Origin of the sequence: Trichodesmium erythraeum IMS101 (assembly GCF_000014265.1) — a bacterium.
GTDB lineage: Bacteria > Cyanobacteriota > Cyanobacteriia > Cyanobacteriales > Microcoleaceae > Trichodesmium > Trichodesmium erythraeum.
In genome coordinates, this window is sequence record NC_008312.1 from 6,359,815 (window position 1) to 6,375,444 (window position 15,630).

Sequence of the window (15,630 nt, forward strand, 5' to 3'; positions counted from 1 at the left end):
CCTCCGCCCCAGGAGTTGACACCGAGAAGTATGTCAATATAGTCCTATGATTTTAATAATTCTAAGTTAAACCCAGAAATATTATCCAATATATATTGCTTCTGAGATTCATCAAAGATTTTATTGAACTTGTCAGAACCAAATTTTTTAATTTCCTGACTAACTGTTCTCCCCCCTTTCTCTGAACTTAAAAACGTAGCAGCTTGACTGTAACTTGTGATCATCGTTTCATCAAACTCTAGAGATAGAAAATTACATACCCTCTTGATCATAGCAGAAGTATTTGTAACAAGCTCGTCATAACTCAGCAAAATATGATTAGATTTCTGAGAATACTTCATACTAATTTCTATTGACTCCTTCCATCTTTCTAGGCAGCGGTTTATGTCCCATGCCCCATACCATTCTTGAGGATATTTATGAGTCACTTCATACAAAGAAGCTACCACATCAGAACCATTTCTTAAAAGATGGATCATTCTAGCTTCAGGTAACATCTTTTCTATGTAGTCTAAATAAAGCAAATGGTCCGGTGTTTTTTCTAGCCACAGACTCTTACCTTCTTCTACAGTTAAAATATTTAAGACCTTAATAAAACTACGAGTATATAAATCTATAAAATCTAGAATGGGAATTTTAGGAAAATATTTTAACATTTCTGGGCGATTAATTTGATTTTTAAAGTATTGATTTAAATGTGGTTTTAAACGCCGGGAAATTAATCCAAATTTTTTTCGCTTAGGCTCATACTTAGCTACTCCATAGAGAAAAAACTTAGTTTCAGGAAAAGAAGCTATTTCAGGATGAGTTGCCAATATACTTTGTAATAATGTTGTCCCAGAACGAGGACATCCAAAAATAAAAATAGGTGCTTGAAGTTTTGGTTTCATAATCACCTTTTAATTAATGAAAAATTATAAACGCAAAAATCAAAATATTCTCCATTTTTTCTTATTTATTAAACCAGACCTGTACAAAATAACCCCAACTACGCCAAATACGACACCTAGTTGTTAATCGTACTCTACTTTGTGGCCAAAATTGTGCAATAACTCTTTTTAAATTAAGTAAATTCCACAAACTTTCTAGATATTCACGAGTTATGGACTTACCTATTATCTGATCAGCGATCGCATCAGACCGGCCTTGCCAATAACTGCGACTCAACAACCATTTAGCATTAATTCTTTCCTTCGGTACCCAATGCTGCACAGACGCTTTAGGGTTGTAATAAAACTTCCCACCAAATTGTTCTAAAGTTAAATTTAGTAATAACTCTTCTTGGGATAATAGTTTTTTTCCTTGACGGCCTAACTTTTCATTAAAACCCCCCACATTTTTGAGAGACTCCTTGGTATATGCCATATTTGCCCCATAGGGAAATTTATTTGTTTTAAACCACTTAGGTTGTGAGCCATAGTCAAGTACAGTAAAAAAATCCTCCATAGTTTTATCTATCCAGTCTGGTTTAGGAATTTCCCATAACCCATAAATAGGTCCACCAACACATACTGGAGATGGTTTAACCGTTGTAAAACTATCTAATATCGACTCTAACCATTCCTCACAAGGAATAGCATCATCATCTAAATATGCAACATATTTACCTTTGGCCAGACTTAAACCTAAATTACGAGCCCTTGACAGTCCCAGTACTGGTTCATATATATAACGAAAATTAGAATAGTTTTCTTGATAGCGATCGCCTATTTCTTTAGTATTATCCTCAGAAACATTATCTATAATTAAAACTTCAAAATTTTGATTAGGAAAAGACTGTTTTACCAGTCCTTCTAAAGCTAAAATCAACCTATCAGCTCTATTATGAGTGCATATAACCACAGAAACTATTGGTTGAATATTTTTTTGAATTTCAATTGAAGACATAAATAGTCTAATAAAACTTTTTTCTAGCAGTTTATAAATTGATCAAGCATGAAGCCATAGAGCAGTAGAGAAAACATCAAAATAAATAGATATTAATAGTTAAAACTTATTATTTACCAATCAAATTAAGCCAAACTAGCTAGTAGCTATTTAAGCTATTATCCTTAATAAAATGTGCGTACTTACTTTTTTTAATTGCTTGAATTAACTCCTCATAATTTTCTACCATTTTTGAAAGATCTAATGGCATTAACTTGACCAGATTAGTTTTCACAGGATTTGAGGGTAAATTAAATAATTCTAGAACTTTATCTACAGTTTTTTGATGACATTCCCTGTCAAGCAGATTCTCCTCATATGTAATACTAATGTGGGGTATTTTCTTCAGTAATTTCTTTTCATACTCTCCCAGTTCTTCGCTATATTGAATCCTTTGAAATACTTCTTCAATTTCTACCAATATCGGTTTGTACTCCAGTTCACCTTCACAAGAACGGTGGTGAAATTTTTGTTTCAGGCTAGCATTAATATTAGATAGGGCATGAGCCACTAAATTACTACGAGTTAAATAAATAAACTTATAACCATTTTCATATAGACTAAATAAAAACTTCTCTGGATCGGAAATAGGTTGCACATCTCTAACTTGATAACTCAAAAGTTTAAAACCATAAACTCTAGATTTACAACGCAAAGCACATAAGTCTATATAACTACGAGGAAATAAAAGACGATCGTGTAATATTTCATAATCACAATGAACTTTATCTTGACTATTTAAGAGGTTTACTAACAGCGTACTACCAGAACGCCCCCTGCCAAAAATTACAAATTTATTTGATGGTCAAAGTGGTTTTTGCCATAGATATAATCCATAATTACCTATTTCTTTTACGTAACGTTTAAATGCAGATAAACTCATGTATCTTCCCTAACTGTACAAGAATTATTTAAGAATAGAAGTTGACAATATTTTCATAAGTTTCTATAGTCTGCTGACCTAATATCGACCATTCTAACTGTTCTAAATTAGCCTGTGGCGATCGCCCCTGCTCCAAAGCCCACTCCAAACCTAACTTTAAAACCTCTGTTGTTAACTCCCCTTGATATAATTTTAACCAATTTTGTCCTACCTGTTCCTGTAATTCTGCCATCCCTCCCTCCTCAGGTACCAACACAGGACAATTAAAAGAAAGAGCCAATAATGTGCTACCTGAATTTAAAATCTCTTGAAACGGTAAAACAACTAAACTTGCAGCCTTAAAATATGTTTGTAACTGTTCATCGGGTATATACCCAAACTTTAACCTCACAGCAAAATCATTTCCTGCTGCCTCAGATATCTGAGCACCAAGCTCTGGAACTTCTAGCTTACCTGCCACTAACAACATCCAATTTGTGGGCGCCAACTCTCGAAAAATTCTGACCAAATGAGGCACATTTTTGTAGCAGTCAATGTAACCCAGAAACAAAAGTAAATGGTACTCAGAAGGAATATCTAAATTAGCTCTAGCTGTCTCACAACTTATACTATTAGGGTAAAACTCTCGATAATGGCCATGAGGAATAATTGTATGGGGGCGATCGCTCAAATATGTCCATGTCGACATAGCCCACTCTTTGCTTGCTTGACAATGACTGATACAACCGTCTACCCGCTTAACGAACTCTGACTGAAACCATGCGGCTAATTGAGGATGTAGTAAACTGTGAGGCCGTCGGTCGTGAATTGTCCAAATAATCTTTGTTCCTCTAGCCCTAACCCAGTCTATTGCCAAGAGCATAGCTATAGCCCGCAAAGCTGCTACAGCTCGGTTTGGGTGACGCACAATAGTTTCCATTGCCCAATGAAGATGAAAAATATGGTATTCTTGGCGCAAAAGCTTGCTGAGAGAAAACTCTGTCACCGTAACCCCTTGTTTAACTATTTGAGAATATAACAGCCAGTTATAGGGATTTTTATGCTTCGTTTTAAATGCTGGCCAAGCAATAACTTTCATCTAAATTTAAATTAACTAATATTTGTATTTGAGTAATTTCATTCAAACTACCCTAGATGCTATGGCTTAATATTGATTTTTTTCTAAATCTGCGAAATAACCATTTTTCCACAGATAAAAAGGACTAATTAAACTATTAATATATAACTCTAATTCACAAGCTGCTACTAGATCTGTTCCTAACTTTAAATTATATTTAAGTAAATGACAGATAATTTTCCGAGTATCATTAGCCATATAAGCCAATAAAACTAATTGTTTTAACCAAGACTTAACCCCTAACATTCGAGTTACATAACGACTCAAACCAATACCACAGAAAAAACTAATTAAATAATCTTTTTCCAATCTATTTTTAGGAATTTTGTGAGTTACCTCCATGCTCGGATTATACCAAATTTCCCAACCTGCTTGTTGAATATAACCAATAGTTTCTGTATCCTCACCTGTTAACATTGAACCTGGTTTTCTACCACTCAAAATACAGTGCTTTGGAACACTTTCTAACCAAGCTTTCTTCCGAATTACTAATCCTGCGGACGGAGGTATTACTTTTGATTTAGGTTTATATAGTAATGGTTTACCCCCCCTTTCAGTAATAGCAAAAAATGGTTGAATTCGATTAAAATTAGGAGGTAATTTTCCCTCAAAATCTCCATGTATTTGACTAGCATAAGCACCTGCTTTGGGATATTTTTGAGCAAACTCATAAGCTGCTGCAACCCAATTTTCTGCAGGAATATTATCATCATCTAGAAAACCAATTAAAGGAGAAATTGCTACTTGAACAGCCTTTTTTCTAGCAAAACCTGCTCCTTGTTTCTCCTCAAAAAAATATTTTAATCTATTTTCTTGATGCCAGTTTTTTTGATATTCTCTAATGACTTGTTCTGTATTATCTTGGCTGTTATTGTCTACAACAATTACTTCCCACGATAATTTCTCTGTATTGATTTGAGAATTTAGTTTTTCTAGAACTAATGGTAATTTTTCTGCGCCATTGTAAGTAGGAATTGCAATAGTAAAATCAATCATAATTGTCTATTTTCAATATTTAAGTAATTGTATCATTGAAAACCTATTAAACTAATACAATAATAGTATATTTTCGTAAACTACTAATTCAATATAGAGCTTTTTAGGAAAAACCAAAGCTTGATAATTTTTGATTAAGCAAACTTGATATCTTCCCCACCCCAAGACAATAGCTATGGCAACAGTATTCTAGTTAAATTGAAATTGTATAGTTAAAATCCCTAAAAACAAAATTTTCTTTTCCAGAACTTAATTTTTAGAAGTCTTCAATAATACTCATTCTCAAAACTTTTGAACTTAGCACTTTGAATAGAGGTAAGGACTTTATATCTAACAGATTTAGGTCTTTAAAAGCAGGGGAAAAATAAACCTCAATAAAATTAATATTCTCCCAGCTCACAATTATCAAAAAAGTTATTCGGTCTAGTGTATTAATTACTTAATCATTGAAGTTTTACCTAAGCATAAAATTAATACATAGGAATTAATATCATACCAAAGATAAAAAAAATAATCTTATAATAATCAGGATAAACTAAGAAAATATAATCAGATTTTCCTTTCATTAAAAAAGGAACATTCAAGGGAACATAATAATGTTTAAACTATTTATTTTGACCCCTAAGTACTTTTTCCTAACTTAACAGTAGCAGCCATTCATCAAAGAGTCAAATCCTGATATTTCTGGCATAAAATATATACAATTGACTTATATAAAGCTCCCTTTAGATCAATTGCCGATGAGATAAAAAATTAAAATCCCTAGCAGTTATCTCCAGCAATAACCTAATATTTAAAGACAAGTTAAAATAGACATTGATCCCCTGTTTTAACAACTTTTAGAATCTATGGGACTTTAGTCCGTGAAGAGTCAAAGTTGATAATAACAGGGCTAAATTAGACCGTTACAGGAACAGAAACATTAAAACTTATTCAAGTCAATACCAGCTTGTTTGGCCATAGCTTGTATGCCTTTGCTTTGTAAAGTTTTGATAGCTTTGGTAGATAATTTTAGCTTCACCCACTTCTTACCTTGTGGCCACCACACTTTTTTCCACTGGAGATTTGCGTGTTGTAATTTGTGGGTACGAATATGGGAGTGAGAAACTGAATAGCCATTATTAGCTTTTTTTCCAGTTAATTGACACTTACGACTCATGGTGTGATCCTAATAATTTAATGACAATATTTCTATTGTATAGGGCTTTAACTATTACTGATTTGGTAACATTTAGTGATGTAAATTGATATATACCGATATGGCATACTAATCAAGCTTAACTGATTGTAGTATAATTAGATAATAAAAGTAGTTTGTAGTGTGAAGCTAGCCCACTAAGTAATTTAATTCCTGATAGCTTCTCTAAACGCCTGGCCATATAATTCAACTTCTGTGAGCGCCGCTCCACCAAGGCGATGTAAGTACTTAAAAGCATCTACAAATTTTTACAGTAGGCATTGGGAGATACCGCCTCAGTAAATTAATTTCACTATGTATCGTTAATAATTATTAGTACTCAAAGTATGGGGAAATAAGATATCAAAAATATTATCGAAAATGTCATCGAAAAATTTAGCTTAAAGCCAAGAGCTTCATAGATAAATATATTAGTCATTAGTCCTGGGTGCGGAGTCCAAGACAAAAAATTAATGTACAAGGTTAAAGTAAACTATCCCTATCGTCCTGGTGGAAGGGAAGCAAGAGGAGAAGGTAAAGCAGTCTGAGAGAGCGCGGAGCTTTGGGATAGGAAAACATTAACCTGTAAAGGGGCTTTGGCTCCCAAGAAATTCTCCCATGGCTAATAGCTGGGGAGGACATTAATGTAATGTAGAGCTTCTCCCGAAAGTACCTCAAGGTAAACTGCTTGTCCCCGCCCTATGCTTAGACTGCTAGATAGAATTTTCAGCCCCAAAAGACTTAGTAAAATCTAGACTGCATGTTCTGTTAATTTAGTCAATACTTTATTAGACCGTTCGATAAATTCTTTCATCCCCTCAGCACCAAAACCTTTCTGTGCTATTAGGGCTAAATCATAAACATGATAACAAATTTCTTTTGCTAATTCTGCTGATGGAGATTCTCCACTGCCTTGAATAATACTACCCTGATTAATATTAGCAAGATTCTGAATTAGCGGGTGGGCTGTATTAACTAACAAAACGTGGTCTTCGGGAAATTCTGTTTTTTCCTGTTGGAATAAAGCTGTCATGTCCCGTAGCCTTCGCATTGCTTCTGGTAATAATACTATTGCTGGAGGAGTAGTTTTGGCATCTTCTGATTTTAATGCCTGAGCTTTAACATTTACTTTTGGTTTATTGAGGGCTTTTTCAAATAACTCTTTAATTTGTTCGCTGCGAGTTTTATTAGTAGTTGGGTCAACTATTTCGGATTGATTTTCTTTATCAATTAAAGTATCATCTAAATCTGAATCAACCCTAGAAAATTTAACATCTTGATATTCTCTTTCTAGGAAGCTAATAAAGTGAGTATCTATGAAAGAGTCAAGGAATAAAACTTCTAACCCTTGGTTTTTATGTAGCTCTACATAAGTTGCTTGAGATGCTGGTTCAGTACAATAATAAACCCGGTTTTCATGACGTTCTTTATTACGTTCTAAATATTCTTTGAGAGTTGTGTAATAAAAACCTTGTTGGTCAGTATTTTTAACTTCAGAAGTTTCTGGAGCTACTTCTTGCCAAACATCTTCTCCTTCTGCTTGTACTTCTACTGCTGGTTTAGCTTCAGTTTCAGTTGTTTCCTCTTTATTTAATTGGGCTGTAGTGCGGAAAATTACAATATCTTCTACTTGCTTTTTAAACTTATCATCATTGAGGGCACCAAACTTAACAAATGTACCAACATCTTGCCAACCACTAATATATTTATCCCGCTCATCACGATAAAGTTCTTTGAGGCGATCGCCTACTTTTTTAGCTATATAATCTGCAATTCTCCTAACAGTTCTATTGCTTAATAAAGAACTCCGAGAAACATTTAAAGGAATATCTGTACTATCAATTACTCCTCGTAATGGCATTAAAAATTTAGGAATAATTTCCTCACAATGGTCAGTAACAAATACTTGATTACAGAACAATTTAATATTGCCTTGAGTAACATCTACATCTGGCTTTAATTTAGGAAAATAAAGAATGCCATTAACAATAAAAGGGTAATCAGTATTAAGATGAACCCATAAAAGAGGATCTTCTTGAAAAGGATAAAGATGACGATATAATTCTAAATAATCATCTTTAGTCACATTCTGAGTAGACTCTCGCCATATTGCTTTATGTTTATTAACTTCTTCACCCTCAAATTTGATGGGCACTGGCATAAAATCACAGTAAGTCTTAATTAACTGATTTATGCGAGTAGATTCAATATATTCTTTTTCTTCATCTTGGAGGGTTAAGGTAATAGTTGTACCTCGTTCTGTACGAGTTGAATTTGATATTTCAAATTCAGGAGAACCGTCACAACTCCAATGAACAGCTTGGGCTCCTTCTTGATAGGAAAGGGTGTCAATTTCTACCTTTTTGGCTACCATAAAAGAGGAGTAAAAACCCAAACCAAAATGACCGATAATGGCGTCATTCTCACTACCTTTATATTTTTCTATAAATTCTTCGGCACTAGAAAAAGCAACTTGATTAATGTATTTTTTAATCTCATCGGTAGTCATACCAATACCATTATCGGTAATGGAAATACTTTGATTATCTTTATCTATTTTGATTTCTATTTCTGGGTTAGTAACATCACCACTATACTCTCCAGTTCTAGCCACCATTTTTAGTTTGGCAATAGCATCTACACCATTAGATACTAATTCTCTTAAGAAAATTTCATGGTCGGTATAAAGAGATTTTTTGATAATTGGGAAGATATTTTCAGTATGAATACTGATTTGACCTTTTTCTAGTGTTGTAGCCATAGTTTATCTATTTTATCTAGTTGAACATTGTAAGTCTTCAGCTATTAGCTATTAGTTATTAATTTTTCATCATACCAAAAGGGAATTATCCTTCAAGGAGTGGAGTATAATGAAATTGGACATTTGATTACCTTAGTAAGTTATTACATTCGATTATTTGGTGGCTATTTCCAGGTAATTCCATAAGGGAAATGCTAATAGCTAAAAGCTTACCTCAATACTATTTTATGATTGTGATTTATGGAGTGTTTTTTTTAAACAGGGATTGTACCAAATATCTGATTCGGATTTCACTACCTAGGAAACTATACTATAATAGGTAGTGGTTTGAAATAACTAAATATTTTTATAAGTATTTAAATTAATTAATTTCATATCTACAGGACCTAAACAAAGACACTAAATATATTTACGGCAAATAGAGCAATACCTAGCTATTTTTTTTGTGCGATCGCGCTCTATTGAGCAAAAACTTTTCCTAAGCATTTAGCTATCAGCTATCATACCCAGAGTTATTTTATTCTAATTTATGACTCGTTGTGCATTAACAAAAATATGTTTTTTATAAATAAAATAGATGAATCAATTTATCAAAGATAGTAAAACCTTAATTTGATTATAGAATGAAACTTGAGAATAATACTGTACTTTTATAGTAATCTTTAATTGGGTATGATTAAGTAATAAAACTTTGCTCTCAAATCAAGTCTAAAACTACAAAAATATATGTGTTAATCACAACCATAAGTAACTAGTTTTTTGAGAAATTTAATAGGTAATTTTTATTAAATTCTTGTTATTTTAAAAAAAGTAATTTATCTTTAATATTTAGTTCTAAAAATAAAATTATCACGGAATCAAATGAGGTCGAATTAAATGATAACTTAATTAGATTTTATATCTTTTTACTAATAGTGTGATTACGATTTATGATGGGCTAGGACGGGATTTACTGGGGAAAGCTAAATTTATTTTAGAATCTATTGAAGTAATTGATAGCAGTCGAAGCAAAGATTATGATTTAATGATTTAAAAACCATTTAGGAAAGATTATATCTTATCCTTATAGCATAGCTATGACTGAAGACAAAAATTTATTAGTGCTATTGATGGTGGAATGAGTATTATCAAGTAAGTTTTATATTTAAGGTTAGTAGTAATATTATTAATATTTAGTTATATAGAAGAAAAGAAACTGGGGATATAAAAGTAAAAATAGGTGCTCAAAAGGAGATAATCCCAAAATACTAGATTTAGAACAATTTCTTTGAATTTGTCCACATTTTAGGGACGCATTTATAGAATGTTTCTCAAAAAGAAACAGCACCCTTTCATTTTCTCCTGAATTAAATAAAGCTGCCACATAGAAAATTAATGGGATTATTAATTATTATAGTTTTCCGAGTAAGAATGAAACATTTTTGTAGCCAAAAATATTTTACAGCAACAAAACCTCGTCTCAATTTAAACCAGAAAGACTATATTTTTAGTTCCTTAGATGAGATTGTTTAATGATACTTAATCATCAATTATCAATATTCTGCACTGAATTCAAAACTATACTTACTATTAAAAGGGCTTATACTCTATTAGTATTTGAAAGTGCTGCTATTAGAAAAAAACTATTATAAACACTTATTATTAGAAGTTAGTTATAATAAATTGAAAAAGGTTGTTAGGTGGTAACCTTAATGAAGTTAGTTTAACTGATAGCTGATAAACAAAGACAAAATAAGACTTCAATTTATAACATAAAAATTAGTAAAAATTTGTAGCTTGGTTAAATATTTATACTAAACGAATTCTCTTTAATTTATCTTGATGAGGAGTCGAATTATCAGAGAAATATTAAGTATAAATACTGACTGAATTGTTAACCCCTATTGACCACTATAATTTTATTTTAAGTTTTGATTTTTGAGTTTTGATTTTTGAGTTTTGATTTTTGAGTTTTGACTTTTAAATTTTGACTTGTATTTTAATACTATATTTTGTCGTGCTTAATTGAGGTGATATGGAGATTTGGTATAATACAAAACCGACAACAATGGTTATGAGTAAGTCCTGTAACAAAAAAAACCACCAAAACAAGATATAAATCTCATCTGGTGGTCAAAAAATAAGGAGTAACCATGGAAAAAAAGAAAATTTTAGTCTAATCTCTTAGCTTCTATTGTTGTGGGTAATTTTTCTGGTTGGTCTTTAGGGATAGATAATTCCCAACCATTTCCTAAAGTTAAAATTTTATTGTCTCCCTCAATTTTTTGTGAGACAACTTCTTCTTCCAAGTCTTTCTTAGCAACATAAACTTCTAATTTTCCTGCTTCATTATTGCGTAACATTACTTTCATGAGTAGTTTTCCTCCACAAGTTCAATTTCATTTTGACGACAACCGATAACCATTCCTTTTTTGATGAAATGCACTGAATAAATATAAAATTTTTGTAAGAAGGTACCGATACCACAAATATAACCGACCTCTCCTCCTTCCAAAAGAATGTCACCTCGGTTTTTTCCGGGGAAAGTACCATCATTACGAACTAGTTTAGAAACCCTGACTTTTTGTTCGAGCTCAAATGCAGGGGGTCCATCTAATTCTATAAATTCATCTGCTTTCATTTAGTTACCTCGCTGATACTGATAAATTTACTATTTTTTCTACAATTTTTAATTGACACTAGATTAAGCTAAAGTCAGAAGGTGCGAAGTCAGAAGGCGCGAAGTTAAATTCCCAACTACGTTCCTTCCTTAAGAGGCACGAGAATGTTTTAACTGCCCTAGCTACTGCTATATTATCTGCATCATCTGCAGCCGTTATCATAATTTTTTTTACATAAAAAAGTAACATCTCATTCTGAATTATTACATATTCATGTTTGGAAAAAAAGTAGCGATCGCTGCTATTTTAGTTATCAGTTATCAGTTAATACTGTCTGCTGCTTTATCAAATTAGTACAAAACGTCACCTTTGCTCACTGAATGTTTAATTTTTGCTTCTTTTGAGGCCAATAGGCCTGATCATCCATAGGCATTGACGGTCTAGCCGAGAGTACCTTTTACTTTAATACTTGCCTTTAAATCTCAAGATATTAATAAGGGACACCTTCGACAATTATAAATTCTCAGATTTTATAGCAAATATTAAGGGTGAGCGCAGCTATAGCAAGTATTGGAAAATGGGAAAAACCATTCAGCCAAGAGAGTTTTTTGCCTTTGGTTAATTTTAAAAATGATCAGCTTAGTTGAAATCATTTCAAAATTGTTTTAATAGTACAGTAAAAACATTGTTGTAATGGTATTGCAAAAACTTACCATAACCATTCTCTATGTTCAGTCTTTTTAGCTTGAGTAATAAACTGTTTTTGTAGCGAGGGAGTTAACAGACTTCTTCTCTACTAACTTGTGTTTCTGACAGAACGCTAGAGTCTCATTCCAGACAATACGAACCAAACCATGAGCGGGCTTTGTATTCTCAGTATTTTTACTCTATTGTTGCATAGATATAATGCTTAAATATAGGGACTAATAATGTGAGTTTTTAACTCAAATTTAGGGTAACTTATTGTATTCAAATAAAATCAACTAAAAAGTAGCCTGATACGCAGACGAAACAATAGAGAGCTAATTTTTTTTGTAAAAATTCCTCTAAGTTTACGGTCATGCCGAACTGCAGCATTCGATAAACTTAACCCCCAGTGATCAAAATATCTGTTATTCTCTGCGTGTTAAGCCATCAGAGTTTTTTTGCTTATGGTATTGTAGTTAGAGTTTTGTTAGGCATAGATTTCATGTATATGTGAAGGCAAGTTGCTTGGTGGAGTCTCCTTTTTCAGCTATAGTAGTTGCTAAGGTGCTTAGGATATTCTCGTCACTGCTCTAATTTAATCTGTAACTGCCAAAAGATTTTGATGATTTACAAGATGGGATAAAATTTTTCTGGCATCAAGGGTTATAAGAGTAATAATAGTTACTATATTATATAGTATAGTGTATAATTATTTTTTGATTAATTCAATACCCTAACCAATCAAAAATTTGCTGGAGTTGATGAAGAGAAATCATACCCAACTTCCAGAGAACCATTGGTAGAGGACCGCAAGAAGTTTCACTATGTTTCCGTGCTACAGAAATTGCTGCTGGGGAAAGAGCTAGTTCTTCCTGCAAAAAATTAATTAATAGATTAGTTGTGCTATCGCCTTCCATAGTTACCATCCTTAAGTTTTAAATTAAAGGTAATAGAGCAAGAAAATAAATCTGTATCTATTACCAGTAGGTATTTTTTATTGATATACTCCCGAGGTTACGCTGACGCGACTACCCGGGTTCATTCATCCAAGGAAACCCTGAGAACTTTTTTAACTAATTCTGATTCTGATAATGCTTCTCCTTGAATTGAGGTATAATAATTGTCTTACTATTTTGATCGGGCTTATTGAAGTTATCCATAGTAGTTTGTAGTCTTTGGATAACATTTGATTAAACCTTAGAGTCTACTGACTTATGCTCACAAAATTACTTTTTAGTCTGTGTTAGGTTTGCTAGTTGAAAAGTATCTCACACAATATAACCATTGATTATGTTTGGATGCTGATCCTTTTGTATGATTATTGGTTGATCATTGTTATCTTTTTTTCTAGCATCCTGTATTTGTATTCAAAATTCAGGGATATTCTGATAAATTGAATCTACTGGCACTATTGAAATATGAAAAGGAGAAGTGTTTACTGGTTTTAGCCTTCTTTCAAACTAGTATAATGTTTTTGCTAAAAGGTAATTGTATTAATTAATAGCAAATTATAACTTTTGACTTTTTTTTGTTTGAGCTCGTCCTATATTTCAGTAGCATTTTAGAATAGACTATGATGTCAAGATTGGTATTCTATACTTGACATCAATTTTCATTTTGATGCAGAATTACAAATTACAGTACAGAATTTCCGGTCGCAGGCGTAAAAATTAATAGTTGTATTTAGGAAAAACTTCAGTGTTCCAACATCTTTCTAACCAGTCTACTAATTCTGCCTGAGGAGCAAGAAATTGCTTAATAGTGCTTTGGAGCAGAATAGCATCGGTGCAGTTGTTGACTTCTACTAATAAATCACCATTGTGAGTACACCAACTATTAATCCTTAGCTCTTGTAAGCGATGGTGAATAAACCAGCGGTCTATTTGAGAAAGATTCACGATTTTAGTCAGATATTTGGCATGAGGGTTAAAATTATGACTATTAAACATTATTATTTTTCCTTGTCTCGCCTATAAGAGTTTGTAATTTTTCTTCAAGTTGCTGAATTTTCTCAACTAAAGCACGAGTTGCGGTAGCTTCAGTATCTGGGAATTTTCCATGATCGAGAACTTCAGTCCGTTCGCTAGATTTTGATACGACTCTACCAGGTATACCAACAACGGTGCAGTCAGAAGGAACATGACGCAATACAATGGAACCAGCACCGATACGAACGTTATTACCAATATTGATATTTCCTAATACTTTGGCACCAGCACCAACTACAACATTTGTACCAATAGTAGGATGGCGTTTACCAATTTCTTTTCCTGTACCACCAAGAGTGACACCCTGATAAATTAATGAGTAATCTCCAACAATTGCTGTTTCACCAATAACCACTCCCATACCATGATCTATAAATACTCCCTGTCCAATTTGTGCTCCTGGGTGAATTTCTATTCCTGTGAAGAATCGTCCGAAATGAGAAATCAATCTTGGAATTAAAGGTATTTTGTGATAGTGCAATTTATGAGCAAGACGGTACAATAATAAAGCGTGCAAACCTGGATAGCAACATAAGACTTCTATCCAGTTCCGTGCTGCTGGGTCTCGCTCGAAAATTATCTGAAAATCTGTTAAAATTGTCTCTATTTCAGGAAATATAAAATATTTGTACCAAAATCTATGAAAACAAGAAGAGGAAGAAAGCTCTCTATTAGATTCTGATATTAGATTTTCTTGAGAAACTTCAGTCTCTACCGTTGGTTTGTTTTGAGACCTCAAGTTACCTTGGTATTTTTGCAAGGTAGAATTGTGAGTTGTATTAGGTAAGGTGCGGATATTGTCAGTCAGTAAGGTGGTCATTTCATTTATCAGTTATCAGTGGTCAGTTATCGGTATCTGCAATAATAGGGAGGTTTGAGATGTTATTTCTTGCTCATGAATCAAATAAAGGATTTCGTATTTAACAAGAATATTTGCTTTTTAATGTTTATATCAAGTCCATGGAAAACTACTGAGAAATATTTATTGCTCAGTGTTTATTAGATTTATTAGGTTTGTACTCAAAGCTTTTAAATCTTGATGGGAAAGGTATTACAGATATGTTTTAAATATATTTTGGGGTATATGTGCTAGTATTTTTTGTGGTATGTACAAGTATTTATTAAACGATGTACTAGCATTTTTGTACTCAAGCTTAATACTTCTATTTCAGGAGGTTGCGAGGATTTAAGTAGAGTTTTCTCCTAAACTTAAACTTGTACTCAACTTTAGTTTAACTCATAACTCTAGTAAAAATATGGAAAAAAATCTTAAAATTATCTGCTTAATTCTGAAAAAACTGCTAAGTTAATTACAGAAAGTAAAAACTTGTAGTTGAGGTTTTATAAGGATAAAATAAGTAAGAGTTGGGCAATAGCTTAAAAATTATATGGTTTGGCGATATGAGACAGGACAGAAAAAGGAGAGCTTGGCCTCAGCTATGAGCTAAATATGCAGGAGCTATATATATTGTTATTGGGTAAGTCCCGGGGTTTA

The 15,630-nt window shown here is 32.6% G+C and carries 13 protein-coding genes; all 13 read right to left on the reverse strand.

The annotated features are described in order from the left end of the window. Nucleotides 1-44: 44 nt before the first annotated feature. Nucleotides 45-890, reverse strand: coding sequence for a sulfotransferase (locus TERY_RS19810; protein ID WP_011613459.1), 846 nt, complete (start codon nt 888-890; stop codon nt 45-47). A gap of 61 nt (nt 891-951) precedes the next feature. Next, nucleotides 952-1,887 carry a glycosyltransferase gene (locus TERY_RS19815; protein WP_011613460.1) on the reverse strand — a complete coding sequence of 312 codons (936 nt, stop codon included), beginning with the start codon at nt 1,885-1,887 and terminating at the stop codon, nt 952-954. A 139-nt stretch (nt 1,888-2,026) separates the two neighbouring features. Beyond that, the gene (locus TERY_RS19820; protein WP_370495921.1) at nt 2,027-2,545 is read right to left on the reverse strand and encodes a hypothetical protein; all 519 of its coding nucleotides are present in this window, start codon (nt 2,543-2,545) and stop codon (nt 2,027-2,029) included. Between the two features lie 292 nt (nt 2,546-2,837). Next, nucleotides 2,838-3,887 (reverse strand): glycosyltransferase, encoded by a 1,050-nt coding sequence (locus TERY_RS19825; protein ID WP_011613462.1) that lies wholly within the window; start codon nt 3,885-3,887, stop codon nt 2,838-2,840. A gap of 66 nt (nt 3,888-3,953) precedes the next feature. Further along, nucleotides 3,954-4,922 carry a hormogonium polysaccharide biosynthesis glycosyltransferase HpsE gene (gene hpsE / locus TERY_RS19830; RefSeq protein ID WP_011613463.1) on the reverse strand — a complete coding sequence of 323 codons (969 nt, stop codon included), beginning with the start codon at nt 4,920-4,922 and terminating at the stop codon, nt 3,954-3,956. 922 nt (nt 4,923-5,844) lie between these two features. Further along, nucleotides 5,845-6,081: a 50S ribosomal protein L28 gene (gene rpmB, locus TERY_RS19835; RefSeq protein WP_011613464.1), complete on the reverse strand. Its 237-nt coding sequence runs from the start codon at nt 6,079-6,081 to the stop codon at nt 5,845-5,847. A 769-nt stretch (nt 6,082-6,850) separates the two neighbouring features. Further along, complete coding sequence (gene htpG, locus TERY_RS19840) at nt 6,851-8,860, reverse strand: molecular chaperone HtpG (RefSeq protein ID WP_011613465.1); 2,010 nt, start codon at nt 8,858-8,860, stop codon at nt 6,851-6,853. A 2,150-nt stretch (nt 8,861-11,010) separates the two neighbouring features. Then, nucleotides 11,011-11,211 (reverse strand): putative nitrogen fixation protein NifT, encoded by a 201-nt coding sequence (nifT, locus tag TERY_RS19845; RefSeq protein ID WP_011613466.1) that lies wholly within the window; start codon nt 11,209-11,211, stop codon nt 11,011-11,013. Further along, nucleotides 11,208-11,480: a nitrogen fixation protein NifZ gene (locus TERY_RS19850; RefSeq protein WP_011613467.1), complete on the reverse strand. Its 273-nt coding sequence runs from the start codon at nt 11,478-11,480 to the stop codon at nt 11,208-11,210. The genes nifT and TERY_RS19850 overlap by 4 nt, the downstream gene beginning before the upstream one ends. Nucleotides 11,481-11,538: 58 nt before the next feature. Then, nucleotides 11,539-11,682, reverse strand: a complete 144-nt coding sequence (locus TERY_RS33645) for a hypothetical protein (RefSeq protein ID WP_155994518.1) — start codon at nt 11,680-11,682, stop codon at nt 11,539-11,541. Between the two features lie 1,190 nt (nt 11,683-12,872). Beyond that, on the reverse strand, nt 12,873-13,064 hold the full coding sequence (locus tag TERY_RS19855) for a DUF2949 domain-containing protein (protein WP_011613468.1): 192 nt from the start codon (nt 13,062-13,064) through the stop codon (nt 12,873-12,875). Between the two features lie 753 nt (nt 13,065-13,817). Continuing rightward, entirely contained in the window at nt 13,818-14,096 is a 279-nt protein-coding gene (locus tag TERY_RS19860) for an Asr1405/Asl0597 family protein (RefSeq protein ID WP_011613469.1), read from the reverse strand. Next, entirely contained in the window at nt 14,089-14,742 is a 654-nt protein-coding gene (gene cysE / locus TERY_RS19865) for a serine O-acetyltransferase (RefSeq protein ID WP_063823370.1), read from the reverse strand. The genes TERY_RS19860 and cysE overlap by 8 nt, the downstream gene beginning before the upstream one ends. Nucleotides 14,743-15,630: the final 888 nt, after the last annotated feature.

What these genes read in the sequence shown, in the direction of transcription:
- TERY_RS19810 (WP_011613459.1), bottom strand. Translation starts at nt 890, where the DNA reads ATGAAACCAAAACTTCAAGCACCTATTTTTATTTTTGGATGTCCTCGT.
- TERY_RS19815 (WP_011613460.1), bottom strand. Translation starts at nt 1,887, where the DNA reads ATGTCTTCAATTGAAATTCAAAAAAATATTCAACCAATAGTTTCTGTG.
- TERY_RS19825 (WP_011613462.1), bottom strand. Translation starts at nt 3,887, where the DNA reads ATGAAAGTTATTGCTTGGCCAGCATTTAAAACGAAGCATAAAAATCCC.
- hpsE (WP_011613463.1), bottom strand. Translation starts at nt 4,922, where the DNA reads ATGATTGATTTTACTATTGCAATTCCTACTTACAATGGCGCAGAAAAA.
- rpmB (WP_011613464.1), bottom strand. Translation starts at nt 6,081, where the DNA reads ATGAGTCGTAAGTGTCAATTAACTGGAAAAAAAGCTAATAATGGCTAT.
- htpG (WP_011613465.1), bottom strand. Translation starts at nt 8,860, where the DNA reads ATGGCTACAACACTAGAAAAAGGTCAAATCAGTATTCATACTGAAAAT.
- nifT (WP_011613466.1), bottom strand. Translation starts at nt 11,211, where the DNA reads ATGAAAGTAATGTTACGCAATAATGAAGCAGGAAAATTAGAAGTTTAT.
- TERY_RS19850 (WP_011613467.1), bottom strand. Translation starts at nt 11,480, where the DNA reads ATGAAAGCAGATGAATTTATAGAATTAGATGGACCCCCTGCATTTGAG.
- TERY_RS33645 (WP_155994518.1), bottom strand. Translation starts at nt 11,682, where the DNA reads ATGATAACGGCTGCAGATGATGCAGATAATATAGCAGTAGCTAGGGCA.
- TERY_RS19855 (WP_011613468.1), bottom strand. Translation starts at nt 13,064, where the DNA reads ATGGAAGGCGATAGCACAACTAATCTATTAATTAATTTTTTGCAGGAA.
- TERY_RS19860 (WP_011613469.1), bottom strand. Translation starts at nt 14,096, where the DNA reads ATGTTTAATAGTCATAATTTTAACCCTCATGCCAAATATCTGACTAAA.